The organism is Amycolatopsis sp. NPDC004079, from assembly GCF_040610415.1.
Taxonomy (GTDB): Bacteria; Actinomycetota; Actinomycetes; order Mycobacteriales; family Pseudonocardiaceae; genus Amycolatopsis; species Amycolatopsis halotolerans.
This window is the reverse complement of sequence record NZ_JBEXMH010000004.1, coordinates 144111-169923: the sequence shown is the minus strand read 5'-3', so window position 1 is coordinate 169923 and position 25813 is coordinate 144111. Positions and strand designations below refer to the sequence as shown.

Annotated in this window: 19 protein-coding genes; 10 read left to right on the top strand and 9 right to left on the bottom strand. The window is 66.6% G+C overall.

The features are described from left to right. From ABZX37_RS06050 to ABZX37_RS06035, 4 genes are read right to left on the bottom strand one after another with little or no spacing between them, the layout of a single operon-like run. Positions 1-786, bottom strand: coding sequence for an ATP-binding cassette domain-containing protein (locus ABZX37_RS06050; RefSeq protein WP_354736483.1), 786 nt, complete (start codon positions 784-786; stop codon positions 1-3). Next, positions 783-2486 (bottom strand): dipeptide/oligopeptide/nickel ABC transporter permease/ATP-binding protein, encoded by a 1704-nt coding sequence (locus ABZX37_RS06045; protein WP_354736482.1) that lies wholly within the window; start codon positions 2484-2486, stop codon positions 783-785. The genes ABZX37_RS06050 and ABZX37_RS06045 overlap by 4 nt, the downstream gene beginning before the upstream one ends. After that, a complete protein-coding gene (locus ABZX37_RS06040; RefSeq protein WP_354736480.1) occupies positions 2479-3465 on the bottom strand; it encodes an ABC transporter permease in 987 nt (328 codons plus the stop codon). Before ABZX37_RS06040 ends, ABZX37_RS06045 begins: the two co-directional genes overlap by 8 nt. Positions 3466-3495: 30 nt before the next feature. Further along, positions 3496-4875: an ABC transporter substrate-binding protein gene (locus ABZX37_RS06035; RefSeq protein WP_354736478.1), complete on the bottom strand. Its 1380-nt coding sequence runs from the start codon at positions 4873-4875 to the stop codon at positions 3496-3498. A gap of 605 nt (positions 4876-5480) precedes the next feature. On the opposite strand from ABZX37_RS06035, the gene ABZX37_RS06030 reads away from it, so the two are divergent. Further along, the gene (locus ABZX37_RS06030) at positions 5481-6503 is read left to right on the top strand and encodes an Lrp/AsnC family transcriptional regulator (protein WP_354736477.1); all 1023 of its coding nucleotides are present in this window, start codon (positions 5481-5483) and stop codon (positions 6501-6503) included. Positions 6504-6586: 83 nt separating this feature from the next. Here ABZX37_RS06030 and ABZX37_RS06025 read toward each other — a convergent pair whose 3' ends face one another. Continuing rightward, complete coding sequence (locus ABZX37_RS06025; RefSeq protein WP_354736475.1) at positions 6587-8050, bottom strand: amidase; 1464 nt, start codon at positions 8048-8050, stop codon at positions 6587-6589. Between the two features lie 159 nt (positions 8051-8209). Here ABZX37_RS06025 and ABZX37_RS06020 point away from each other — a divergent pair, with 159 nt between their 5' ends. The 7 genes from ABZX37_RS06020 (at position 8210) to ABZX37_RS05990 (ending at position 16297) form a co-directional block, all read left to right on the top strand. Then, complete coding sequence (locus tag ABZX37_RS06020; RefSeq protein WP_354736473.1) at positions 8210-9100, top strand: LysR substrate-binding domain-containing protein; 891 nt, start codon at positions 8210-8212, stop codon at positions 9098-9100. Positions 9101-9209: 109 nt separating this feature from the next. Further along, on the top strand, positions 9210-10865 hold the full coding sequence (locus tag ABZX37_RS06015) for an acyl-CoA dehydrogenase family protein (RefSeq protein WP_354736471.1): 1656 nt from the start codon (positions 9210-9212) through the stop codon (positions 10863-10865). After that, entirely contained in the window at positions 10862-12055 is a 1194-nt protein-coding gene (locus ABZX37_RS06010; protein ID WP_354736469.1) for a CoA transferase, read from the top strand. Before ABZX37_RS06015 ends, ABZX37_RS06010 begins: the two co-directional genes overlap by 4 nt. Before the next feature lie 208 nt (positions 12056-12263). Next, positions 12264-13199: a nuclear transport factor 2 family protein gene (locus ABZX37_RS06005; RefSeq protein WP_354736467.1), complete on the top strand. Its 936-nt coding sequence runs from the start codon at positions 12264-12266 to the stop codon at positions 13197-13199. 271 nt (positions 13200-13470) lie between these two features. After that, a complete protein-coding gene (locus tag ABZX37_RS06000) occupies positions 13471-14166 on the top strand; it encodes an AsnC family protein (RefSeq protein ID WP_354736465.1) in 696 nt (231 codons plus the stop codon). Positions 14167-14766: 600 nt separating this feature from the next. After that, the gene (locus ABZX37_RS05995; protein ID WP_354736463.1) at positions 14767-15969 is read left to right on the top strand and encodes a M20 family metallopeptidase; all 1203 of its coding nucleotides are present in this window, start codon (positions 14767-14769) and stop codon (positions 15967-15969) included. Positions 15970-16033: 64 nt separating this feature from the next. Beyond that, the gene (locus ABZX37_RS05990; protein WP_354736461.1) at positions 16034-16297 is read left to right on the top strand and encodes a hypothetical protein; all 264 of its coding nucleotides are present in this window, start codon (positions 16034-16036) and stop codon (positions 16295-16297) included. A gap of 213 nt (positions 16298-16510) precedes the next feature. On the opposite strand, the gene ABZX37_RS05985 is transcribed toward ABZX37_RS05990, so the two are convergent. The 4 genes from ABZX37_RS05985 to ABZX37_RS05970 all read right to left on the bottom strand — a co-directional run bounded on the left by ABZX37_RS05985 (position 16511) and on the right by ABZX37_RS05970 (position 22202). Next, on the bottom strand, positions 16511-18181 hold the full coding sequence (locus ABZX37_RS05985; protein ID WP_354736459.1) for an AMP-binding protein: 1671 nt from the start codon (positions 18179-18181) through the stop codon (positions 16511-16513). Between the two features lie 335 nt (positions 18182-18516). Beyond that, positions 18517-19155 (bottom strand): GPP34 family phosphoprotein, encoded by a 639-nt coding sequence (locus ABZX37_RS05980; RefSeq protein WP_354736457.1) that lies wholly within the window; start codon positions 19153-19155, stop codon positions 18517-18519. A 46-nt stretch (positions 19156-19201) separates the two neighbouring features. After that, positions 19202-20842, bottom strand: a complete 1641-nt coding sequence (locus tag ABZX37_RS05975) for an APC family permease (RefSeq protein WP_354736455.1) — start codon at positions 20840-20842, stop codon at positions 19202-19204. A gap of 790 nt (positions 20843-21632) precedes the next feature. Next, positions 21633-22202 (bottom strand): hypothetical protein, encoded by a 570-nt coding sequence (locus ABZX37_RS05970; RefSeq protein WP_354736453.1) that lies wholly within the window; start codon positions 22200-22202, stop codon positions 21633-21635. A gap of 1202 nt (positions 22203-23404) precedes the next feature. Between ABZX37_RS05970 and ABZX37_RS05965 the strand changes: the two genes are divergently transcribed. Both ABZX37_RS05965 and ABZX37_RS05960 read left to right on the top strand, forming a co-directional pair. Beyond that, positions 23405-23872 (top strand): hypothetical protein, encoded by a 468-nt coding sequence (locus ABZX37_RS05965; protein WP_354736452.1) that lies wholly within the window; start codon positions 23405-23407, stop codon positions 23870-23872. A 506-nt stretch (positions 23873-24378) separates the two neighbouring features. Next, the gene (locus tag ABZX37_RS05960) at positions 24379-25806 is read left to right on the top strand and encodes an amidase (RefSeq protein WP_354736450.1); all 1428 of its coding nucleotides are present in this window, start codon (positions 24379-24381) and stop codon (positions 25804-25806) included. Positions 25807-25813: the final 7 nt, after the last annotated feature.

Genomic DNA, 25813 nt, shown 5'->3' with positions numbered 1-25813 from the left:
TCACTCCGACAAGGAAAAGGTCGGCGATCCGGGAACTGCCGACAGCAGTTCCCGCGTGTACTCATGGCTCGGCCGGCGGAACAGGGACTCCCGGTCGGCGGTTTCGACCACGTCCCCGCGGCAGAGCACGACAACCTCGTCGCAGACCCGGCGCACTACCGCGAGGTTGTGCGAGATGAACACCATCGTGAGATCCAGAGTCTCGCGCAGGTTCTCCAGCAGCGCCAGCACTTCCGCCTGCACCGACACATCGAGAGCCGAGGTCACCTCGTCGGCTATCACGATCTCGGGTTCGATCATGAGCGCCCGCGCGATCGCGACGCGCTGGCGCTGCCCTCCGGAGAATTCGTGCGGATAGCGGCCCGCCGATTCCGGCGCGAGTTTAACCCGGTCGAGCCAGTCGCCGATCAGGTCGCGGTGCTGCCGTACACCAGCTCGGACCGGGTCCGCTGCCTCGGCGAGGGTCTGCCCGATCGTGCGCCGCGGGTTGAGTGATGAGTACGGGTCCTGCGGGATCATCTGCACCTTCCGGTGCATGGCGGCGCGCTGCCGGCCGGACATCGCAGCGAGGTCGTGCCCGTCGACGAGGATCCGGCCGGACGCCACCGGAACGGTGCCGACGATCGCCTTGCCGATGGTCGACTTGCCAGACCCGGATTCGCCAACCAGTCCGACTGTCCGCCCGTGCGCCACGTCGAGGCTCACCCGGTGCAAGACCTCCCTGGCGCCGCGGCCGTGCCCGAACCGGACCACAAGGTCTTCGACACGCAGCCCGCGCGCGGTCATCGGGCTCGCTCCGGCAGCGGGTCGGTCAGTGTCGGCGTCGCCGCGATCAGCTTCTTCGTATACGGGTGCCGGACGTCGCGGGTGACCAGCTGGGACCGGGTCAGCGATTCGACGATCTCGCCGTCCTTCATGACGATGATGTTGTCGCACAGCGCCTCCACCACACCGATGTCGTGGGAAATGAACAGCATCGCGGTATCTTCCCGGGCATTGATCTTCTTGAACTGTCTGAGAATCTCCGCCTGCACTGTCACGTCGAGCGCGGTGGTCGGCTCGTCGGCGATGATGAGCTTCGGGCGGGCGGTCAGTGCCGCTGCGATCATGGCGCGCTGCCGCATTCCGCCGGACAGCTCGTGCGGGTGCTGGCCCAGGACGAGTCGGGGATGGCGCATGCGCACTGTCTCGAAGGCGGCCAAGACCTCGTTGCGGGCTTTGGCCCGGGTTTTCCCGAGGTGGGTCCGCAGGACCTCGCCTACCTGCGATTCCATTCGGAGCGCCGGGCTGAATGTGGTTCCGGGGTCCTGGTAGACCAGGCTGATCGTCGTGGCCAGGTCGCGCTTCGAGGACTGGCCGAGCAGGTCGAGGGTGCCCACCCGCAGCGCGGTCGCATCCGAACCGATGCCTTCGGGCAGAAGCCGGGCCAGTGCCATCGCTGTCATCGATTTGCCGGAGCCTGATTCTCCGACGACGCCGAGCACGGACCCGGCGGGGATATCGAACGACACGCCGTGCACCAGTTCCACACCGGCGCTGGTGGTGATCCGCAAGTCGCGCACGGTCACGAACGACGAGGTCGCCGCCGCGCTTGCAGCCGTCCGGGATTTCCCTTCCGGCCTATGCGATGCCGACGTCCGAGGGTCGGCCGCCGCCGCGAGACCGTCGCCGATCAGCATCGCGGCAAGAATCGTCACGACGATCAGCACTGCGGGCCCGAGCACCTGCCATGGTCGGCTGTAGATCGCCGGAAGCGCGTCGATCAGCAGCTTTCCGTAGTCGTAGGACGGCGGCTGCACGCCGAGGCCGACGAGCGACAGTCCCGCGATCTCCATCAGCGACACCGCGAACCCGGACGCGACGAGAATCAGCAGCGGCTCGGCGACGTTCGGCAGCAGGTGCCGGGTGACGATCGATCGGCCAGGAACTCCGAGCAGCCGCGCGGCGGTGACGAAGTCGCGCCGGGAGACGTCCGAGGCGAGGTTGGCCGTCAGCCGCGCATAAGCGGGGATGCCCGCCACGCCGATGCCGATAACGACAGGGACAGCGCCCGCTCCGAACGTGGCAGCGATGATCAACGCCACCAGCAGCCCTGGGTAGGACACTGCAGCCTCGATCGCCCGCAGGCCCAGTTCGCGTATCCGGCGCGGAGCGAGCCAGATCGCTGTGCCGAGCGCCACCCCGAACACCACCCCGATTGCCGTAGCGCACACGGTCAGCACGAGTGTCAGCCGTGTCGCCACCAGCGCCCGGGCCAGTACGTCGTGGCCGAACTCGTCGGTGCCGAGCCAGTGCTTCCCCGACGGGGGGAGCGACTGGGCGCTGCTCAGCTGGTCGCCCGGCCCCCAGAGGAAAATCGGTGCGAGGATGCCGGCCAGCACGATCGTGAGCATCAGCCCGAGGCCGACGACCAGTCCGGGAGTCCAGCGGAAGGCGTGCGCGGAGCGCTGGGGCCGTCTCGCCGCCAGCGCGGTGACGTCAGACATTGCGGCTCCCCAGGGTGCGAGTGTCGATCAGGCCGAGCACGACGTCGACCAAGAGGGTCAGCAGCGCGGCAAGCATGCCCAGGACGAGGATGATGCCCTGGATGAGCGGGTAGTCGCGGACGAGGATCGCCCGGACCACTTCCAGGCCCAGCCCCGGCCAGCCGAACACGGTCTCGACGACGATCGCGCCGCCGAGCATCGAGGTGAGAATCAGGCCGCCCAGGGTCAGGGTGCTCGTCATCAGCGCCGGCAGCGCGTATTTTCCGTAGAGCCGCAAGCCGCCGAGGCGCCAACCGCGGGCGGTCCGGACGAAGTCCTGCTCCAGCACCACCGCGGTTTCCCTCCGGACCAAGCGCGACACCGTGCAGATCGGGCCGAGCGCCAGGCCGAGCACCGGCAGCACGAATGACTGCGCCTGACGCAGGTTCGAGTACGCGGGCGGCAGCAGGGCGAGGGAGACAGCGAACACTAGAACCAAGAACGTGGCCATGACATAGGACGGGATCGCCGCGACCAACCCGGTCATGGCATTGAATCCGTGGTCGAGCCAGCGGCGGCGCCCGCCCCGGGTGAGGACGCTGACCGCCATCCCGGCCGGGATGGCGACGATCAGCACCAGCACGATCGCCAGCAGCGCGATGCCGAGGGTGAACGGCAGCCGGGCGGAGACCGACTCCGCGACCGGCTGCCGCAGGCTGTACGAAGTCCCCAGATTCCCCTCGACGACTCCCCGGACGTATCCGCCGAACTGGACGAACAGCGAATCGGTGAGGCCGAGTTCGTGACGAACCTGCTCGACCTGCACAGGCGTCGCGTCCGGGCCTGCCGCGGCAACAGCGGGATCCCCTGGAAACAACCGCACGATGAAGAACGTCACGACGATCAGCAACGCGAAAGTGAGGGCCAGTCCGACCAGTCGCTTCGCGGCGAACTGCAGCCACGGCGAGTGCCGCCACCCGGCCCCCAGGGCGGAGCGCATGCACGCGTTCTCGTCAACCGCGGGCACGGGTCAGCCCGCCACGCGGATGGTCGCGTAGTTCACTGCACCCACCGGGGCCGCGATCGTCACGTCCGGGACCGAGACGAGGCTCGACGCGGTGCCCGCCAGCGGAATGACGTCCTGGCGGGTCAGCACCGATCGCTGCGCGATCCCGTACTGCCTGCATTGCTCTATCGGGTCGGTGGCCCGCTGTCCGGCGGCTACTGCCGCTTCGCCTTCGGGGTTCTTCGACGCGGTCATGTTGCGGCCGTCTACCCGGTAGCCGGGTCCGATCACTCTGGTCAGCGACGCGCTGATCAGCTTCAGCGCGTTGACATCTCCCATCAGGGTAAGGTCCCAGTCGCTCCGGGGGTTCTGGACGGTCGTCGCCCAGGTGGCGTTGTCGCTCTTGTCCAGATCGACGACGGCGCCTGCGTCGGTGAGCACCTTTTGGACGTACTCGGCGCCCTTTCCCTGGTCGCCGAATCCGGTCGAAGCCGGGAACTTGACGCGGGCCCCGCGCAGTGCCGCTGCGGCCAGAACCGGGTTCGGCGCAGGAATCAGAGAGGCGTCATCGAGCGCGCATTTGTATTCTGCGGGAACCACTGAATTGAAGATCGGGCTGAGACCGTTGGAGAATACTTTGTTGAACGCGGCGCGGTCGATCGCCTGCGCTACTGCCTTTCGCGCCGCCGGCCTGTCCGCGAAGTAGCGGCCCGGAGTCTCGTTGAAGGCCACGTACACGTTGGCTGTGATGATCCTGGCCTGATGGTAGTCGCTGCGGCCGGCGAACCGGCCAATGGTGTCTCCGGTGGCGCTGCCGATGTCGAGGTCACCGGAGAGGAGCTTGTTGGCGGTGGTCGACGGGTCGGTGCGGATGCCGAAGACTATCTTCCTGGCCGGCGCGCCTGCCAACGGCGTGGTGTAGTTGACCCACTGCCGGAAGTCCGGGCGCAAGTCGTAGGCGTACTCGACACCCGGCTTCGTCGCTCCGAGCGTGTACGGACCGGAGAACGCGCCTTTCACCGAGCCCGCAGCCAGCCCGGTTCTGTCGGCGAGACCGGCCGGGCAGATGATCCCGGACTGCGAGACGGACAGCGCGGCAAGGAAGTCGCTGTTGGGCTGGGCGAGCGTGATGGACACGGTCTTGGCCGTATTGTCCCCGGTGATCGTCGTCTTGCCCAGGCCGAACACCAGGGTCGCGGAAGGATGCGCGTTGTTGTCGTTGTCGGCGAAGTAGGCCAGCGAAGCGGCAACGATCGACGGCGTGATCTTTGTCCCGTCGGCGCAGGTCGCGTCGTCGCGGATGGTCAGCGTGTATTCGGACGCCGATTTCTCGGCCCAGCTGGACGCGAGATTCGGAATCACTGTGCCGTTGAAGTCGCGCGCCGTGAGCGTGGAGAACAGCAAGTTCGCTCCGGTGTAGTCGTCGTACGCCGTGCCCGCGGCAGGATCGAAGGTCGTCGGCGGTGCAAGGTATTCCAGGTTCACCGTTCTGTCGTGCGTAGCACTGCCGGAGGGAACGCCGGAGCACGCGGCCATAACCAGGGCCGCGGCAGCACCGGTCGCGCACGCTCCGACGTGCCGCGCACGCAAACTGGATGAGAACAACATCGTTCATCTCCTCGCGGGGAAACGGTGAACCACGACAAGTTCAAGTCGATCAGAATGCAGGACCTGTGGGAGTGCGCAAATATTCAAAGACGCGAGAAATCTGGCCGACCACTGCCGGTGCAGGCAGCTCGGCTGCCGCTCCGCCCGTGCGGCGAATCGCAATCTTTACCCGGAATGGCAGGATCCTCGTCGCGTCCGGCAGCTGACGAAGAGTTCCGGCCGACCACGCGCAAGACGGAGTGCAAACCGCCCGCGCTCAGCCAGTGCCGCGCTGTGATTAAGACGCATCAATGGACTCCCGGAGCAGCTGACGTGGTGTGATGATGTTCCAGAACACGCATTGCAGTCAGTTTTTTCACGGATCAGCCGAAGACATCGAATTTATTGAAGGAATCCGCCACATGTTGAGCGAGGACGATCTCAAGCTTGTCGACGCGCTTCAGGCCAGGCCCCGTGCACCCTGGTCGTCGGTCTCCAGGGCGGCCGGGATGAGCGCGGTCACCGCCACCCGCCGGTGGCAGCGCTTGACCGAACGGGGAGAAGCCTGGATCAGCGCCTACCGCGGCGGAGACCTGCGCGGTCAGATGGTGCTGGGCTTTGTCGAGATCTGCTGTCCGCCCGGCCGGGCACTGCATGTGGCACAGGCTCTGGCGGCCGACTCCAGCGTGACCAGCGTCGAATGCACTGCCGGGCATTGTGATCTCCTCGTGCACGTCGCCATCCGCACCCTGTCGGGCCTCGCGGACTACCTGACCCAGCAACTCTCCGCACTGCCCGATGTGCTTTCCAGCCGCACGCACGTGCTGACGCACCTGTTCAGCGAGGGCAGCACCTGGCAAGTGCGCGCGATCCCGGCGAGCCGCCGCGACGCCCTAGCCGCGTCCTCGCCGCGCAGTCTGCCGCCGTCGACTCGATTCGACCGGCTCAACCGCGCGATCATGCAGGTTCTCAGCGAAGACGGCCGCGCCCCCGCACCGGAGATCGCCGCCCGCGTCGGGACAGGCGAGACCACTGTGCGTCGACGGTTGACGACGCTCCTCGCTTCGGGTGCGCTGATCCTCCGCTGCGAGATCGCGCGCTCTCTTTCCCCCGCTCCCGTCACCGCGATGCTGTGGATCAGGATTCCTCCAGACCGGCTCGAGGCGACCGCGCGGGTCCTCGCGCTCCTGCCGGAGACCAGGATGTGCGCCTCGGTCAGCGGCGACGCGAACATCCTGCTCATCGCCTGGCTGACATCTCAGGACCAGCTCACCGTCCTGGAGAACGTGCTGGCGGCGCGCTTCCCTCGTCTTTCGGTCGTCGACCGGGCTATCACCGTGCGCCCGGTCAAGCTTATGGGGAGGCTGCTCGACGAGGAAGGACGCTCCATCGGGCAGGTGCCGCTGTTCAGGACCCTGTGGCCGACCGGGACCGGCACCGAATGAGCTCGGCGGAAACCGCTCAACGACCGACGAGCGCAACGGGGATCCTGCCACCCGCGAAAGCGCGCCCACGCCAGACATCCGATTCAGAGCAGCGGGCGGCGGTTCTCCCACGGCTGCGCGCGTTCCAGCTGCCCGGCCAGAGCTATCAGCAGGTCTTCCCGTCCGTAGTCGGCGACGAGCTGGATCCCGACGGGCAGACCGGACTCGGTCCACGACAACGGCAAGCTGATCGCCGGCTGGCCGCTGACGTTGAACGAAGGCGTGAACGCGAGGTATTCGCTGGTCCGCCGACGGTACGCGGCAAGGTCTTCGGCCGAGTGGCAGTCCAGCGCGCCCAGCCGCGACGGCACCTTGCCGAGAGTGGGCGACAACAGAATGTCGAAGCCGTCCGCCCACCAGCCGCGCACTGCCCGGCGGAACTTCATCGCTTCGTCCTGTGCCAGCGCATGGTCGGCCGCCGAAGCGGAACCGGCCGCCTGGGCATGAGCCCAGTTGAGCGGTTCGACATCGTCGGGGGTGACCGGGCGGCCGAGGTGCTCGCCGAGCCGGGCGATCCCGGCGGCGACGTTGGCGCTCCACAAGGTACTGAAGGTCCTGCCAGCGCGAGGATCGGCCAGCGCATTCGGAAACGACGGCTCGATCCGGTGCCCGAGTTCTTCGAGAAGCCGCGCCGCCGTGTGCACTGCGTCGACGCACTCCATGTCGATCGTGAGCCCCTCGGCGACCAGCGGATGGTGGTCGAGCAGGCCAATTCGCAGCGAACGCAGCTGGCACTCCAGTTCTTCGAGGTAAGGCCGCGCGGGGACAGGCGCGATAACGCTGTCTCCGACGCCCGGCCCGCTGACCGAGTCGAGCAGAACCGCGGTGTCCCGGATGCTGCGGGTGACGCAGAACTCCACCCCGAGACCGCTCTCGTCCTGGCTGGGGTGCCGGGTCACCCGGCCGTGCGACGGTTTGAGGCCGACCAGCCCGCAACACGAAGCGGGGATCCGGATCGAGCCGCCGCCGTCGCTGGCGTGCGCGATCGGCACCATCCCGGCGGCCACCGCCGCCGCGGCACCGCCGCTGGAACCGCCTGCGGTGCGCGAGCGGTCCCACGGGTTGCGGGTCGGTCCCCACGCCACCGGTTCCGTGGTGCCTATGCTTCCCAGTTCCGGAGTGTTGGTCCTTCCCGCGATCACCAGCCCGGCGCGGCGGAACCTCCGCACAAGAGTCGTGTCGGCGACACCGATCACCGGCCGCTCGCGCAGCCGGGCGTTCCCGTTGGACAGAGGCCTTCCGGAACAACTCGTATTCAGATCCTTCAGCAAGAACGGCACTCCGGCAAACGGTCCCGCTGCTGCCGAGTCGCCCCTGTCAATCCGAGCAGCCGTTTCCGCGGCGTCGTCGAACCAACGGTAGACGACCGCATTGATCCGCGGGTCCAGGTCCTCGATGCGGTCGACTGCGGCATTCAGCAGTTCGACAGCAGTAGCCTCCTTGCGGTGGAACAGATCCGCCTGCGCAGTTGCGTCGAGCCATTGCATTTCACGCGAAAAGGTCTCCATGCGCGAAATAGTACGGAGATCGTCAAGCATCACGGCAGTCCGCGGCGTCGGCCGCATCCAGCACCCCGGTCGGGGAAGTTCCGTTCCAGGATGGCGAAAACCTGGCCGACCGGCGAAAGTGGACGCTGCCGTCGGCATCTGCCTGAGGAGGGCGAACTCATGGAGCTCCGACATCTCACCGGATTCGTCGCGGTCGCAGAGGAGCTTCACTTCGGTCGGGCGGCAGCTCGGCTGCACATGTCGCAGTCGCCGTTGAGCCAGCAGATTCGACGGCTGGAGCACGATCTCGGCGTCGAACTGTTCGACCGCAACACCCGCACGGTGCAGCTCACCGCCGCCGGCCGGATCTTCCTCGACCACGCACGGAAAGTGCTGGCTTCGGCGAAGGTGGCGCAACGAGCGGCCCGCGCGGCCGGCCGAGGCGAGATCGGTGAAGTGTCGCTGGGATTCGCCGGCACAAGCAGCGCCGTGTTGCTGCCGTTGCTGGCCAAGGCGGTCGCGGTGGAACTGCCCGGAGTCGAGCTGTCCCTGCACGGGCCGCACTACTCGGCGGAAACGGTCAGCCGAGTCGGAGCAGGAGTCCTGGACATGGGTTTCGCGACGGTGCCGAGCGCTCGGGGGCTGCACACACGATTGGTGCGCCAGGACCGGTTGATGCTCGCCGTGTCCACCACGCATTCGCTCTCTGCGCGCAAGTCAGTCCGGCTGGAAGAGCTTGCCGGCGAACGGTTCGTGGCGTTCCCGTCAGGACGCGGCTCGGAAGTGCGCGAACTGTCGGTCCGCTCGTGCTTGGAGGCCGGTTTCAGCCCGGCGATCGCGCAGGAGGCACCGGACTCGTTCAGCCTGCTGGCCTTGGTGGCAGCCGGAGTCGGGATCGCCCTGGTCGTGGAGGCGGCCCGCTCGATCCGGCTCGACCGCGTCGCCTTCGTGCCGCTAGCCGGCGAAGCGCCGAAGCTGCCGGTCTGTCTGGTCTGGCGCCGGGCCGAGGAATCCGAAGTGCTGCGTGCGGTGCTGGAGGTCGCGAAGAGGACGCTCCGGCCGCTCGATTAAGCCGCGAATCGACTCGCCCGGCACGACTATTCGTCTTGGACCACGCTTGGGCTGCGGTGCGAGAGTAGAACGCGACCAACCGCTCCCGCCTGCTCCGCAAAGGACGCTCGTGAACTTCGCCGACCTCGATCCAGCGCTGCGGCCGCTCCTGGACCGTTATCTCGGTCCGCGCGACCGCGCCCTCCTCGAACCTCTGCTAGCCGATCTCGGCGAGCTCGCCGCCGGGCCGCTCGACCGGCTCGCCGCGCATGCGGAAGCCAATCCGCCGACGCTGCGGCCCTACTCCCCGCTCGGCGACCGGATCGACGAGGTCGACTTCCACCCTGCCTACGACCGGCTGGCCGACGCGGGCTTCTGCCGGTTCGGGCTCGCCGCACTCTCGCACCGCGGGCTGTTCGGCTGGCCTGGACCCGCGCCGCACGTGGTCAAATACGCTCTGTCCTATGTGTTCTCGCAGGCCGAATACGGCCTGGGCTGCCCGATCAACATGACGGATTCGGCTGCGCGCGTGCTCGAAATGTTCGACCCGCAGACACATCGCACCTGGATCGAGGCGCTGACTTCGACCGATCCGCAGACGCACTCCACGGGTGCCATGTTCATGACCGAGATCGGCGGCGGCACCGACCTCGCGCAGACCGCCACCCTGGCCACCGACCACGGCGACCACTGGACGCTGTCCGGCCGGAAATGGTTCTGTTCCAACGTAACCGCCGACGTGATCCTCACCCTCGCGCAGGTGCCCGGCCAAGGCGAAGGAACCCGCGGCCTGGGCATGTTCCTGATGCCCCGGCTTCGGCCGGACGGCACCCGCAACAGCTACCGGATCGATCGGCTCAAGGACAAACTTGGCACCCGCTCGATGGCCAGCGGAGAAGTTGCCCTTGCCGACGCCTACGCCCTCCCGGTCGGAGAGCTCGACCGCGGCATCCAGCAGATGCTCGAGATGGTCAACCATTCCCGTGTCTCGAACGTCATGCGCTCCACGGCACTGATGCGCCGCGCCGTGCACGAGGCTCTCAGCTACGCCCGACGGCGAGCGGTGTTCGGCAAGCTCTTGTTCGACCAGCCCCTCATGCGCCGGACCCTGCTCGACCTGCAACTCGACACGGAAGCTGCACTGGGATTCGTCTTGGAGATCGGCGACTGCCTCCAGGGCAGTGACGAGGGCGACGAGCTGTCCCGGGTCTCCGCCCGAGTGCTCACGCCGATCGCGAAATTCTCGGTGTGCAAACGCAGTCGGTGGGTGACGGCGCAGGCGATGGAGGTCCAGGGCGGAAACGGCTACATCGAAGAGTCGGTCAGCCCGCGCCTCGTCCGAGACGCCCACCTCGGCTCCATCTGGGAGGGCGCTTCCAACGTCGTCGCCTTGGACGTGTTGCGGTGCATGGCATCTCAGAACTCGCATCACGTACTCGCCGACCGCTACCTCGGCCGCCTCGCTCCTGCGGCTGTTCCGCACGCCGACTGCCTGGTCGAGCACTGGCGCGATCTGCGCGGCCGAGGCGACAAACTGCTCGAAGGAGATCGCGCGCAGCAGGAACTCGGCGTCGGCGACTACACCGAGGCCCTCGCTCAGGCGGTCATGGCGACCCTCCTGGTCGAGCAAGCCTGCTGGGAGGCCGAGCACACCGGCAGCGAGCGGAAGCTCCTGCTCGCCCAGGCCTACCTGGAGCGCCTGTTCATCCCCGAAACAGCTCCTGTCGCCGCGCTCAACGCGTTGCCCGCGATCACCGGATTCCCGTTGCCGACGGCGGGCGCATGACCGCCCGCGCACCGCTGGCCGGTCTTCGGGTGCTGGACCTTTCGAAGATCCTCGCCGGACCTTACGTCAGCCAAGCGCTCTCGGATCTCGGCGCAGACGTGATCAAGGTCGAACGCCCGAGCGACGGCGACCCGACCCGGCATTGGGGCCCGCCTTTCCGCGGTTCCGACGCTACCTACCATCTGGCCGTCAACCGCAACAAGCGATCGATCGCCCTGGACCTCTCCGGCGAAGCAGCACGAGAGGTCGTCCACCGGCTGCTCCAACGCGCGGACGTCGTCATCGACAACTTCCGCCCGGGCAGCCAGCTCGCCCGGGTCTTCCACGGGCCCGACCTCGTCGCGCGGTACCCGCGGCTCGTCGCGCTGCACATCTCCGCGTACGGCGAGACCGGGCCGATGCGCAACGAGCCGGGGTACGACATGGTCGTTCAGGCCGCCGCCGGGCTGATGTCCTTGACCGGCGAGCCGGACGGCCCGCCAGTCAAGGCCGGGTTCGCGTTCGGCGACCTCGGCGCGGCGATGTGGGGCCTCAGCGGCGTTCTCGCCGCGCTGGTGGACCGGGAGAGGACCGGGCACGGTGCCAGTGTCTGCACCTCTCTGTACGAGTCGCAATTGGCTTTCCACGGCGGGTTCGCCACCGGATATTTCGCCACTGCCGAGAATCCGCCCCGTCTCGGATCCGGCCACCCCAGCCTGGTGCCCTATCAGGCTTTCCCGACCTCCGACGGGCACCTCGTCATCGCGGTCGGCAACGACGTCCAGTGGCAGAGCCTGTGCGCGGCGCTGGCTCTGCCCGAACTGGCGGCAGACTCCCGGTTCTCCGTCAACTCCGGGCGGGTTGAGCATCGACGAGAGGTCACCGGGGAGCTCTCCCGCGTACTGCGGTGTCGGCCCACCGGGCACTGGCTCGGCGTGCTCCGTGCGCGCGCCGTACCGGCCGCGCCGGTCCGGACGATCGCCGAGGTCTACCGTTGCCCGCATACTGCGGCTCTCGGGATGGTCGGCATCGTGGAACATCCGGAAGCAGGGGCACTCGAGCAAATCGCGATCCCGCTGACCTTCGACGGCGAGCGGCCGATGCCACGCACCGCCCCGCCGACTCTCGGGCAACACGGCCCGGAAATTCTCGCTCAGCTGGGCTATGACCCCGAAACCGCCGCCGAACTCCTTTCCGCTCCGACGGAGTGACTCCCCCGGAAACCCAGCCGGCGCTGCTTTCTGCCGGCCGTCGATATCGAGGGCGACTTACCCCCGCGCCTGTCGATTTGCTGTCGAAGAGCGCCCGAGGTCGACGGATTGTCCGATTTCTGCGGTAGCCTCCGAAAGTCGGCACCTCGCTTCGAATCAGCGGATTTACCGATCCCGGCCGACTCGGAACCTTATCTCAGGAGAAACGGTGACTCGCAGCACCTCCCGCTTTTCGTTGTTCGCCCGGAGCAAACGGGTTCGTATCGCCAGTTCGCTCGCGACCACTGCCTTCGCGCTGGCCGCGTGCACGCAAGCACCCGAAGCCGCTCCGGCAGCCTCAGAAATAGATCCCGCAGCGACGGTACGTTCGTTCTACCAGTTGGCTTTTGTGGAGAAGAAGGTCGCCGAAGCAGCCGACCGGCATCTCGGCCAGTCCTACGTACAGCACAATCCGGGCGTCGGCAACGGGCCGAAGGCTTTCGAAGACGCGTTCGCTGGATACTTCTCTTCTGCGCCCGCAGTCTCCTACACCATTCACCGGGTCCTCGCCGAGAAAGATCTCGTCCTCGTGCACGCGGAACAGCGCGGGGACCCGGATGTCTCGGCCGTTGCGATCATGGACATCTTCCGCGTCGACAGCACCGGGAAGATCGTCGAGCACTGGGACGCGGTGCAGCCGGTGCCCGACAAGTCCGCCAGCGGTCACACCATGTTCGACGGCCCGGTAGACGCCGGTCCCGATCTCGCCCCGGAACGCCGGGAGCAGAATCGCAAAGCCGCCCTGGGATTCCTGGATCTCGCGTTCAACCAGGCCAACGCGAGAACCGCAGTCGATCTCCACGTCGCGGACGAGTACATCCAGCACAATCCGCGCGTGGCCGACGGCGGTGCGGCCTTCGCATCGGCCTTCTCGCGATCGGAGCGGTTGACCGGGGACGCCAAACGACTCTTCCCTCGGACGATCGTCGACGGCAATCTGGTCGCGGTGCACACTTACAAGCGAAACCCGGACAACACCGGAAGCGGGTCCATCGACATCTTCCGCTTCGACCAGAACAGCAGGATCGCCGAGCACTGGGATGTGGTTCAGAGTTATCCGGCCAGCACAGCGAGCGGCAACACCGTATGGGGCGACGGGCGGTAACCGGACGCCACACCGGCGAATGGGCCGGCTATGCGATGCCGTTTCCGGCTCGCCCCGGGTCTCGATTCTCGGCGGAGCGGCGGCAACCGCGGTTCGATGCTCGGCACGACCGGGTTCCGTCTTGCCGGTCGAACGGTTCGTCGTGGCGTGCTGCTGACCGACCAGCCGCACGCCACGGCGCCTGGCGCGCCGCAGTCTTTCGCCGGCGGGGCGTGTCTTAACAGAGCAACGGCAGAGATGTATTCACCGGGGAGGCTGACGAAGCGGGAAGATGTCCCGCCAAGGGCGCACAGGGTTTCACCTGCGGATCGGCGCACGACCCAGGAAGCGGCGGGAATCAGGTGGTCGAACCCTCGGCACGGCCATCGAAGCAACGGCGAAGCTCCGCCGGATTCCCGCAGAGGTCGATCTGAAACTCGTCAACTCCCTGCAAGCAGATCCACTCGCACCATTGTCGTCGATCGGTGCGACCGCTGGAACGAGCGCGGTGCCGGCCGCCCGTCGCCGACAGCGCCTGACCGGGGGCCGCGGCGCTTGGCCTTCCGTTCACCAGGGAGCCAGCATACGCAGCTTCCCGGTGCTCGCATTCGTCGAAACCGACTGCGCGCCCGGCCGCTTGCCGGCCGTCGCTCTGGCGCTGACCGACGACCCGAGTTGCCGCCGACATCGGCCATACCGCTGGACGCTGCGACCTCCGCATGCACCCACTCACCCAGTCTCACCACGACCTGGAAACCTGTCTCGGCCGCTGGCTCGTGGCCGAACACGACGCGTCCGCGATCCGGACGTACGTCTCGCCCCGCGTCCTTGCCGACAGCGCCGGCCCATCGCTCGCGGGAGGGCACCAGCGACGCGCGCCCTCCCGGCCCTGCGCCGACCCGCGCCGGGCCGGGTCGAACCGCACCTCCTCCACACGCTAGACGGGGACGCCGGTGACGGCGACATTGTGAATACAGGTGCCTCCTGACCGGATCGAAGACGCGGGCCGGATGCGCACCACATCGCCGGACACCCGGATGTGCGCGGCAGCCGGGGATATTGCCGATCTGAACCTCGTCGCGTGCCGGCCTTCGGCATACCAGATCGCTGCGCTCAAGAGCTCCCTCGCCACCCCCGTCCCTGGCTATCCGCAGCAGGCGGGCCGCTCACCCTGCTCCCGGTCGAGCTGACTGCTCGACAAGTCAGGACGGTCAGTCAAATACGTGCCCCTGACGTTTGCAGGGAGACGGCGGCTTGCTCCATCGCGACGGCCCGGGACGCGTCCGCCCCTCGATCGCGGGCGCGTCCCGGATCGAGTTTTTTCTCAGAGCATCTCCCGCCTTGCCTCGGTCCGACCGGTCGCCATTCGCCTTCGACGACAATCGCCCGACAACGCCAAGGAATCGGCACCGCCGCGCAGTTGCAGACGTCCCTAAACCGATGCAAACCCATTCCCAGAGTCGGCGGATTCTTTGAATTTACGCCCCAACTCGACCCGATTTCAACAATTCCGGCGCCCTGGCCGTCGTGGGCGTCGATGATCAGGAAGACGACGTCTCGACCCTCGACCCACCAGGAGTGAAGCCAGATGAGTCTTCGCGCAGACGCGGCGGCGATGCAGAACGATCTGGCCGAAATCCGCCGCGACTTGCACGGCTTCCCGGAAATCGGGCTGCACCTCCCCCGCACTCAGGACACGGTGCTCGCCGCCCTGGACGGCTTGCCATTGGAGATCACCCGGGGAACGGCGCTGAGTTCCGTCACCGCAGTGCTGCGAGGCGGTGCACCCGGTCCGGTCGTCCTGCTGCGCGGCGACATGGACGCACTGCCGGTCCTCGAACGCACCGGACTCGCGTTCGCCTCCCGCAACCACGGCGTCATGCATGCCTGTGGCCATGATCTGCACACCGCTGGCCTGATCGGCGCAGCGAGGCTCCTCAGCGCCAGGCAGGCCGACCTCGCTGGCGACGTCGTGTTCATGTTCCAGCCGGGCGAAGAAGGTTTAGACGGTGCCGCGCACATGATCGAAGAAGGAGTGCTTGCGGCGGCGGGACGGTTGGCCGACGCCGCCTACGGCCTCCACGTGACTGCCGCGGATCTCCCGTCCGGAATGTTCGCCTCCCGACCGGGACCGCTGATGGCGGCCGCTGACCAGTTCACCGTGCGGGTCGTCGGCGCGGGAGGGCACGGTTCCCGTCCGCACCGTGCGAAGGACCCGATTCCGGCCGCATGCGAGATGGTGCTGGCCTTGCAATCCATGGTGACACGGGGCTTCGACGTGTTCGATCCGGTCGTCGTGACCGTCGGCGCATTCCACGCCGGCACCGCGTGCAACGTCATTCCCGACGACGTCGTCTTCGACACTACGATTCGCTCGTTCAGTCCGGCGGCCCGGGAACGGGTGCTGGAGCGGGCCGAACGCACGTGCGCCGGGATCGCGGCAGCGCACGGTATTGACCTCGAGACGAACTGCGACGCCGGGTATCCTGTCACAGCGAACCACGACGAAGATGCCCGACTGGTGGCCGAGACCGTCCGCGACGTGTTCGGCGAGGAACGATTCGTCGAGCTTCCACGTCCGATGGCGGGCTCGGAGGACTTCTCCCGCGTACTGGACCGGGTTCCTGGCGCGTTTCTGTTCCTCGGCGCGGCAGTCGGCGACCCGGAGCAGGCATCGGCGAACCATTCACCACGCGCAGTCTTCGACGACGCGGTACTCGCCGACGCAGCAGCGCTGCTCGCAGAACTTGCCGTACGGCGGCTCGCCATCGGCGCTTCGCCCGCCGCCTGACGAACCTGAGTTCGAGAAGGCGCAGGCCAGACTGGACGAGCAGCATGCGAAAGGAGGTCGCCCGGTGCCTACCAGGCGGGCGGGAAGAACAGCATCATGGAGCGTTCTCGCCGCAGCCGCGCGCGCCAGCGGTTCCGGATCAGGGCTGGCGTACTACGTCGGCGTCTTGTTTCTCGCCGGTGTGGCCTCGCACCAAACGGTCGACCGCCACGTCGTGCTCAATGTCATGATGATCAATGCGGTTGTTCAGATTCTCGTGCAGCCCACACGCGCAGGAAGCACCCGGATCGCCATCGTCACCCTCGTGGTGTGCGCATTGCTGAACTAGCCACCGGAGGTGCATCTCCACCGGAGACAGTGCTGACCAACTCAGCTCTATTTCGTCTGATGCGCTCTCCGGCCGCATTCATGGCGTGCAACACCCGTCCGGGATGCGACGCTACGAGCGGCAGCGATTCGATCTACGCCGGGTCCGGCATGACAGGTGTGCATTAGCGTGGTTCTTGGCTTGCTCGGAATGCTCAATCTCGGTATCGACGTCCTAGGCCCCGGGGAACTGCCGGGCGCGCAGCACGGTCTTGGCGATCTTGCCTGCGGCGTTGCGCGGCAACGGGGTTTCCTGCACCCAGACCTGTGCCGGGATCTTGAACTTCGCGATGCGTCCGCAGAGGAATTCCCGCAGCGCCGACGTGTCCAGGGCAGTGCCAGCTCCGACCTGGACGACCGCACCGACCTGTTCCCCCAGCATCGCGTCGGGAATGCCGATGACTGCGACGGCGACAACGTCGGGATGCTCGTGAATCGCGGACTCCACTTCCGCGCAGTAGATGTTCTCGCCTCCGCGGATCAGCATGTCCCGGGCGCGGTCCACGACGTAGACGAAGCCGTCGTCGTCCATCCGGGCCAGATCGCCGCTGTGGAGCCAGCCGTCGGTGATCGCGGCTGCCGTGGCTTCCGGGCGGTTCCAGTAGCCGGCCACGACGTTCACGCCTCTGATCCGCAGCTCGCCGACCTCGCCGTTCGGCAGCCTCTCGCCGGTTGACGGGTCGACTATCCGCAGCTCGCAGACCGGCACTGGCTGGCCGACGCTGTCGGGGCGTTGGAGGTAGTCGATCCCGCGGTTGCTCGTCGTCATCGAGGAAGTCTCTGTGAGGCCATAGCCATTCGCCGGCACCGTACTGGGCAGTCGGCGGTGCATCCGCCCGGCCAGCACCGGAGGTGCGGCCGCCCCGCCGGTGCCGAGCCCGGTGAGACTGGCGGTGTCATGCTCGGCGAAATCGGGGTGCGCGAGCAGCTGCGCGACCATCGCCGGTACGCCGGTGAATGTCGTGATGCGCTCCCGTTCGACGAGTTCCAAGGCGACCGTCGGGTCCCATTTCCGCATGAGCACGAGCGTCCCGCCCGCGTTCGCGGCAGCCAGCAGTACCGAATGGCAGCCGACGACGTGAAACAGCGGGACTCCCAAGAGCCACACTCCCGGCGGCGCCGGTGCAGCGATTTCAGCGAGGCTCCTTCCCTCGCGCAGCTGAGAACGGGCTGCCGCATAACCGATGGAGATCACGTTGGTGCAAATGTTGCGATGTGTTCCGAACGCACCCTTCGGCGTCCCGGTCGTGCCTGAAGTGTAGAAGATCGTGGCACCGTCCTCGGGCTCCAGCGAAACCGCCGGCAATCCGTCAGCTGTGCCGACGGCCGAGAGGTCGACCGCTCCTTCGGGCAGCGGCCCGGTCGGGCGCGCCACGAAAGTCGGCACAGTCAGCCCACCGTCCAGGCGCGAGTAGCGTTCAGAGTCGGCGATGAGGACTTTCGCGCCGCTGTCGCGCAGGCCGAATTCCAGTTCCGTCCTTTCCCACCACGCGTTCAGCGGTACGACGACCGCGCCGGCGCATGCGGCCGCGAGGAACGCGATCGGCCACTCGGGCATGTTGCGCATCGCCAGCGCGACCCGATCGCCTTTCCTGATCCCTTGGTCTCGCACCAAGGCCCAGGCCAGCCCAGCGATCCGCTTGTGTGCCTCGCCGTAGGCCATGCGTTGGCCGCCGTGGACGAGGAAGGTCCGCCGTGCATGAACGGGCATTCGTTCGACGATTGCCCGCAATGTCGGCGGGGAGTGGCGCCAAGCCCGCAGCGTCAGCCCGCGGACTTCGACCTCGACCATCTCGAACGGCGCCCCCGGCGCGGTCAGCGCGGAGCGCACCTCGTCGTGCTGCATGACCTACCTCCATTGCTGCTGTTCGGCGACAGGCCGGGCCAGTTTTCGATCGAGCGGACAACGCCTGCGTCCGCTCATCCGGGCCCTCCGCTCATCCGGCAACGGATCCCGCGGCGTGGCGAGTCCTGGCTGGAGCAGGGCCTGAGTCGTACTTGTCGGCAATACTGCCTGATTCGCAAGACCTGTGGCGGAGTTCGGGCGCTTTGGGTTCTGCCGTCGTTCCTTTCTTGCTGATCCGGTTGGCCTTGCCGACATCGCCGTCAGCGTTCGCTGCTAGGCCGCCGAATACGCCCTGGCTGCACAGCTCCAACTGGGTGTCCTCCGTAGATTCTTGGTCAGCGACGGACTTTGAGCGAAAGGGCCGCACTGGCGGCTTCGATTCCGGTCACGAACCCGCGCATCTCGTCCGGCAGCGATTGCACGGCCAACTCGACAGAACTGCGCCAATCCGCTTGGTCTCCCCCGTCGTTCAAGACCCGTTCGATGCCCAGCGCGCAGACAATCGCTGTCAGCGCGACGGTTCCGATCTCGGGTTCGCCGGGGCTCCGCAGCATGCGCTCGAGCCGCAGCCGAGGACCGATGGCCTGTCTGAGATCAGCCCCTGGAAACCTGTCGGGCGTCCGGCGCAGGACACGGCGGCGGCCGGGCTCTCGCCGCACGACCGCGTCATCGACCAGGCTGCGGGCAATCAGCTCGAAAAGGGTTTTGCCAAGCGCTTCAACCCAGCCGCGGACCGCATACGCGTTCTTCTGACGCCGGACCGTCTCGACGACGAACGCGCCGATCTCGTCGGCAACCGGGTCGCGGCGAGATCCGGAGACGACTATGTGGCCGTCTTCGAGGACGAGGCAGCGAGCGAGGATCAGATCGGCAAGCGCAGCAGCCGCTACCCCGCATCGCAGCAGCTCCGGACCTGCTGCCGGGCGCCCGGTGAACGAATCGTGCAAGATCAGGAACATCTGCTTGGCCAGCATCCGATGAGGCATCGACACACAGCCCCCTTCCGCGAAAAACCTCTTCTCATCGCGAACGCCTGTGCCGACGCGGTTCGGGGCCGAGTTGGATCACCGGCTCTTCCGGATCCGGGGCGAGCGCGATCTGGCCTATCATCCGATAGGCACGGGGGTGGCGGCCGCGCAGACGCGCGGCCCGCGCCAGCCCCGCGAGCGCGGCCGCCAGCACTGCTCCCGGTACGATCCAGCGGAGCGGATCGCTCGGCGGGACAGCCAGCATAAGGTCGAAGTTCGCGATCAGCAGCACCACGATCGACGTGAGCAATACGGTAGCAGCTGCCGGTGCGACGAGCCGCTGCCAGTAATTGGCCCGGCCCGGCCGATCTCGGAAGAATCCGATCACCGCCGCCGAGGTGACAGCCATCAGCGCGACGACCCCGACTGCGGAAAGCCCGCTGCCCCACGTGAACAGCTGCAGAACTGGTTCGACCTGGAAGAGCGCGCACAGCAGCACCGCGAGCAGCGCAAGCGCGCTTTGGACCGCCGAACCGACCACCGGCCCGCCGGAACGGACACCGACCCGCGCGAACGCCGAAGGCAGCACCCGCTCGCGCCCCAACGCGAAAAGGTAGCGGGCCACTCCGTTGTGAAAACTCACGATCGCAGCGAACACACTGGTCAGGAACAACACGCTGGCGATGTCGGCGACGGCAGCACCCCAGTGCTGGGCCAGGCCGCTGAATACCAGACCGGGTCCGTTCTTCGCGGCGGCCTGTTGAAGTCCTGCGGTGCCGACCGAAACGGTCATCGCCCATGCGGACAGGCCATAGAACAGCCCGGTGAACGCGAGCGCCGCGAACGTGGCCCGGCCGACAGTGACGCGTGGATTGCGGCACTCTTCGCTGTAGATCGCACTGGACTCGAAGCCGATGAAGCCGGCGACCGTGAACGCGAGCACCGCGCCGACACCGGGAACGAACAACGCGGCAGGGTCCAACCCCGTGAAGGAGATCTCCCCGCCGACGGGGTGGGCGATGGCACCAATGTCGTAGACGGCAACCACAGCGCATTCGGCGACCAGGAGAACTGCGAGCACGCCAGCGTTGAGATCGACGCGCAGCACACCAAGCGTGCCGGAGGCCAGCAGCGCTAGCAGCGCAAACGACCACCACGGCAGGTCGAGGCCGACGCGCATCGCCAAGTCGGCCAACGACTCCCCGAACAGCCCGTAGAGACCGACTCCGATGGCGATGTACGCCACTAGCGCCACGAACGATCCGGCTACCGCCCAGCGCGGCCCCAGTCCCTGGGCGAGGTACGAGTAGAAGGCACCGGCATTTCCAACGTGGCGGCTCATCGCCGCGTATCCGACCGCGAACAACGCGAGCGCGGCGGCCATCAGGAGGAATGACAACGGGACGCCCATGACACCGCTCACCGCGAATGTCGTCGTGACACCGCCGCCGAGCACGGTCAGCGGCGCCGACGCCGCAACAGTGAAGAACACCAGATGAATCACCCCCAGCCGCCTTCTCCGCAGCTGTGGCACGAGAAGAGGTGTCGACATTCGCAAGCTCCAGAACAGATCGCGCGAAACAAACGAGCCGCCCGACGGCACCGCAGCCGCCACGCACCTTGTGGCTAGTTGGCGCACTAGCCTCGGCAGGGCGATCATTCCGAAACTCCAGGCCAGCAGCCAGAAAATCATGGAATCAGCCGCTTGAAGGGTTTCGATTGGAAGAATCCGCCGAACGTGTTCCTGGGAGTCGCCACGAGCGGCAGGTGCCGAACCCTCTCGGCTCCGACACCTGCTGTCCCGTTCAATGCGCTGGCGCGACTCAGCAACACGAAGAAGACCGTCGTGTCACGTATCCGGCGCGAGACTTCCGCTCCGATATTCGCTCGGCAGCGGCACCGCCCGGACGAGCGGGATACAGCGGCAGCGGGGGCAGGTGCCGCGGGACGTGCCGCCCCCGGTCCGCCTGGCCGGCTAGCGCGTACTTCTCGGCCACGTTCTCGCACCCGGGAAGAACTGAGTCGCCAGAATGTTCCAGGAGCTTCGGCAGCAACAAGAACGGTCGAAGGCCGACTCGCACGGCATGGCCGCTCCTGACGCCCGAGACGCTACCGGCCAGAGCGCAGCAGCCCGAGGTACCTGCCACGTCACCAGCGCGGCAGTCGGCGGGTCAACCTAGTGTGGTAACGCTGAAACGGCCGCAGCTGCAGCCGTCGCCGGATTCAGACTGGTCAGAGTTCGGCCAGGCACCGAAGTCCGGCGTTCTGCGATCGCCTACAACCGGTGCCGAGCGTTGTCCCCGAATCCGACGATGGCAGCGAAACCCGGCCGAAGACTTGCCGAGCACGTGCGTCCGACTCGGTCGTACAGCCCCGACACGGTGCCGAACGCCGACGGCATTCGTGCTACCTATGACAGCGCGCATCCTCGTTCACCACCGCCTGGCAAGCTGCTTCCGGCTGGCGATCAGATACCCGGCGCATCATGACGAAGCAGCGCTCGGACCGTCGAAATCCGAATCGGCCAGCTGGTAATGCAACCAGGCATCCACCTCATCTCTCCAATGACTCTCAACCGGCAACGCATCGGCGCGAACCGTGGTCAGGCGCCAGGCGAATCCCGCCGTGGTGCTGACGGTGCTGCCGTGAAGTTGCTCCTCGACAAAGCGTCGGACCGCGAGCAACTCCTGACTGCTGCTAGCTCGAGCGAGAATGTTGACTGTTCGTCCGACGTCGTGACGTACATGAAGTGGCGCGTCGCTGGGCGCCGTCGCCAGGAGCAGGTACGGATCATGGATCCACCATTCGGCAGTCACTGTCAACCGCCAGGACTCGCTTCGCGGCGACGGCAGAGCCGCCGCGGTCCGGACGATCTGCGGACGTCGGTCGATGAGGTAGAAGCGTTTGCGCGCAGGCACTCTCAGCGCTGTGGAGTCAGGCCGGTGCCTGACAACGGAGATGTGCCGACCGACGAGCCAGGCACTGGCGCGGGCGAGCGCAGGATTCTCCAGGTAGCCGAGAACTGGTCGCGCATCCGAGTGAAACTTAGGCACTGCCGGCCATCCTTCCGCAGGCGCTCTCGTTGCCCCGCCTGCCGACGACGACAGCCTCGGCGAAATCGACGCGGGTGGACGCACACCCCCGCGACCGAACAGACGGCCGCACCTCGACGTCCGCAATGGTGAACTCGATCAGACGGATCGAACGGGCCGCCCGAAAGACATCGCTGCTGTCACCTCTGATCAGCACACATCGCTTCAGGGGAGACCGGCCTGACGATGAACAGCACGAACCGCACGCGTCGGTGACTGATACCGGCCTCACAACAGATGACTGAAGCGAGAGCCTGCATCGACTGACCCCCTCCCCTCGCAGCACAGGAAGGCGCACGCCAGCCTGTCTCGGGACCCTGGCGGTGTTCGGCCTTCGGCTCCCACCCGGAAACCCTTCGTGCGCACAGGCAGAACCCACATCTTGGCCTTCATCGGACTCGCGCAAATTCGTCTTCGAGCCGACCCGCACGGCACCCGAGACTGCCGCGGCCGAGCAGGAAACCGAGAGGCGGGAGGCTGCGAGAGCTGAAGGGAGCGCTGACCGGTTCTTCCCTCCTGGCATGAACTCTCATTTCCTCACCGGCCACGATGTCCGCCGACCTGTTGCCACACGTGCTTGGCTCGGGCCCAAGCCAAGCACCCGGAGCGCGAGTCCCGCCACTCAGATGATCCATCTCACGCACAATCGGCGGATTATTCGATCGAAACGAGTTTCTCCGGCTGATTGATAACCAATCTAAAGCCAGCCGCACGTCTGCGTATACTGAGCTAGCTAGTGTTCTGATATCTGAATTTTGTTGTCGGCGCGCTCAACGGACTGGATTCATTTTGGAGTCACGCTACGCCCTGCGGGCCGCTCGAAGCGCAACTCGTTCGTTGCAGTGTCCGGATGCTGGTCACCGGAACAGTCGTCTCGTCGAGTCTGCCCGCGGCCCCTATGCAGGCATCAGCACCGCTGACCGAAGGCAAGGGCGGCAGGATTCCGCGCCAGTTCCACTTGGTGCCGCATCCGTTCGGCAGTCAGACTGCTCGCTTCGACTGCCGTCGGCCCGTCCGTCTTCCGCATCGAGTGTTGCCGGACCTGTCAGGCAATGCCGACTTGACTACTGCCGCCTCATGTTTCTCCGGCCCGGCGTTGAACCTGAGTGCCCGCCCACGTCCCGGCGGGGAGCGTCGCGGCAAATCAGAAAAGGCGGACAGAAATGAGAGTGTTTCGAGAGATTGAAGGGCGTGCGGCCAAGCCGACACCGGCGGCAATCCGGTCGTTCATCGCGCCGAGACCGTACGACCGCAGGATGTTCAGCCTGAACAGTCGCGGATACGAGCAGGTCTGCTCGCATTGCAATGGTCCCGCGATCGCCATGCTGCCCACTTCGCGCACCAGCACGCTGAGGAAACGACGGTGGAACGCGCTTTGCCAGCTCCACGACCACAGGCGTCGCTGGCTCTGCGACCGGGCAGACCAGACTTGGTGGTATCTGCCACCACCCCTGGCCAACGATGCCAGGTTCTGGTGGTATCTCGAGCGGGGGTCGGCCTTCAACTACTTCCTGCGGCCTGTTGACGACGCCCAGCTCATGGACACTGGAGAGGTTGTCCTGTACCGGGCACGTGTCGTGGTCGAGCGTTATTTCGCGAATCGCTACCGACGTGCCGCCGATTCGGATTGATCCGTTTCAGCGCAAGCTACCGATTACATCTCTGACGACGGGAGCCGTGAGTGCACCTGGCGCGGCACGATGCGTCGCGCTCGCCGTCCAGGTGCCGCCAACGGCCACTGGGACTTGCGGCGGTCAGTAATAGTGCCGACTCGCATTTCGCTACGACGCAGCTCCTGCTGGTCTCCGGATGCGACAGTCCTTCTTCTCCCCTGATTTCTTCCAACGCCCCGCCATCGCCAACAAACACAGCACCACCGTCGCCCAGAGCTGTGCGGCGAAACGATCCCGGCGAGCTACCCTGAACAAGACATCAGAGTCCTGTTTTCCAATACTGCCGAATCCTTGCGGTTGCGGGAGCGCTTCGCTGGGGAAATCTTGGAGAAGGTTATCCGCTTCCCTTATCACGCAGATCCCAGGGTGCGTTCTTTTGGGCTCGCCATCAACCTCGGCCGGTCTGCCGCGGCAACCCGCACGATTGAAGATTGCAACTTAATCCTCCGCAACATAGCGGCAGCATGCACAGGAAAGGATCCGGTATGGCCCAACAGCTGTGGCGGCTGACCGCGTTCGAGGCAAGGACAGCGATCCTCAACGGGTCGCTGTCGAGCAAGGAGGTCGTTCAGGCCGCTCTCGACCGCATCGCGGAAGTGAACCCAGCCGTGAACGCACTTGTCGAAGTCGACGGGGAACATGCACTGGCCGCGGCGGACCGCGCAGACAGCGCGCTCCGCCGCGGCCGCGCGCTGGGAGTGCTGCACGGCCTCCCAGTCGCCACCAAGGTGAACTCGGACCAAGCAGGACATCCGACCACCGACGGCGTGGTCGAGTTCCGCGACCACGTCGCCGCAGAGGACAGTCCGGTCGTCGCCAACCTGCGCAAGGCGGGCGCGGTCATTGTCGGACGCACCAACACTCCTGCCTTCTCTCACAACTGGTTCACGGACAACGACCTGTACGGGGCGACCGTGAACCCCTGGAACCGGCAGCTGACGCCTGGCGGGTCGAGCGGTGGAGCCGCAGCAGCGATCGCTACCGGCATGTGTGCGCTGGCGCAAGGAAACGACTTGGGCGGTTCCGTGCGATTCCCGGCCTTTGCGTGCGGGATCGTCGGCCTCCGCCCGACCGTCGGACGAATTCCGTCGCACCTGTCGAAGCCAGAACCGCTCCCCCCGATCACCTCTCAGTTGATGGCAGTGCAAGGGCCGTTGGCCCGGACCGTCGCCGACGTGCGCGCCGGGTTGGAGGCGATGGCCGCCAACGACAGCCGCGATGCGCTGTGGGTGCCCGCGCCGTTGGAAGCACCACTGCTCCCCACTCCAGTCCGAGCGGCAGTGTGTCCCGACCCGTTCGGCGACGCCAAGCCAGAGATCAAAGATGCGGTCACTGCCGCAGGCACATGCCTGGCCGACGCTGGATACCAGGTCGATGAAGTGAACCTGCCCAGGATCCGCGAGGCGGCCGACCTCTGGCACCGGCTGGTGCCCAACGTCGACCGGTTCGGTCTGGAGGAGCAGTTGCGACGTTTCGGCGACGAACGGGCACGGCGCAACTACGACGCGCATTTCCGCTACGCCCCACAACTGGACGCCGAAGGCATACTGCGGGCGCTCCAGTATCGGATCTCCCTCATCCGGGCTTGGCAACTGTTTCTCGACGTTTATCCGCTTGTCATCTTGCCGGTCTCCCACGAGCCTCCGTTTCCCATCGCTGTGAACCAGACTGCCGACACGGTCATGCAACACCGCATGATCGACTCTCAGCGCAGCCTCGTCGCGACCGCCGCGCTCGGGTTCCCTTCGGTAGCCCTGCCGACTGGGCTGACCCCGCACGGCCCAGTCGGCGTTCAGGTGCTCAGCCGCCGATTCCACGAAGACGTGTGTTTGAGAGCCGCAGAAGCGATCGAGGCACGCGTCGGCAGCCTGACCCCGGTCGATCCAGCCTGAGCTCGGG

Bases quoted from the DNA above. Each gene is read 5' to 3' on its own strand.
- ABZX37_RS06050 (WP_354736483.1), bottom strand. From the start codon at position 786: ATGACCGCGCGCGGGCTGCGTGTCGAAGACCTTGTGGTCCGGTTCGGG.
- ABZX37_RS06045 (WP_354736482.1), bottom strand. From the start codon at position 2,486: ATGTCTGACGTCACCGCGCTGGCGGCGAGACGGCCCCAGCGCTCCGCG.
- ABZX37_RS06040 (WP_354736480.1), bottom strand. From the start codon at position 3,465: ATGCGCTCCGCCCTGGGGGCCGGGTGGCGGCACTCGCCGTGGCTGCAG.
- ABZX37_RS06030 (WP_354736477.1), top strand. From the start codon at position 5,481: ATGTTGAGCGAGGACGATCTCAAGCTTGTCGACGCGCTTCAGGCCAGG.
- ABZX37_RS06025 (WP_354736475.1), bottom strand. From the start codon at position 8,050: ATGGAGACCTTTTCGCGTGAAATGCAATGGCTCGACGCAACTGCGCAG.
- ABZX37_RS06020 (WP_354736473.1), top strand. From the start codon at position 8,210: ATGGAGCTCCGACATCTCACCGGATTCGTCGCGGTCGCAGAGGAGCTT.
- ABZX37_RS06010 (WP_354736469.1), top strand. From the start codon at position 10,862: ATGACCGCCCGCGCACCGCTGGCCGGTCTTCGGGTGCTGGACCTTTCG.
- ABZX37_RS06000 (WP_354736465.1), top strand. From the start codon at position 13,471: ATGTCCCGCCAAGGGCGCACAGGGTTTCACCTGCGGATCGGCGCACGA.
- ABZX37_RS05995 (WP_354736463.1), top strand. From the start codon at position 14,767: ATGAGTCTTCGCGCAGACGCGGCGGCGATGCAGAACGATCTGGCCGAA.
- ABZX37_RS05985 (WP_354736459.1), bottom strand. From the start codon at position 18,181: ATGCAGCACGACGAGGTGCGCTCCGCGCTGACCGCGCCGGGGGCGCCG.
- ABZX37_RS05980 (WP_354736457.1), bottom strand. From the start codon at position 19,155: ATGCTGGCCAAGCAGATGTTCCTGATCTTGCACGATTCGTTCACCGGG.
- ABZX37_RS05975 (WP_354736455.1), bottom strand. From the start codon at position 20,842: ATGATTTTCTGGCTGCTGGCCTGGAGTTTCGGAATGATCGCCCTGCCG.
- ABZX37_RS05965 (WP_354736452.1), top strand. From the start codon at position 23,405: ATGAGAGTGTTTCGAGAGATTGAAGGGCGTGCGGCCAAGCCGACACCG.
- ABZX37_RS05960 (WP_354736450.1), top strand. From the start codon at position 24,379: ATGCACAGGAAAGGATCCGGTATGGCCCAACAGCTGTGGCGGCTGACC.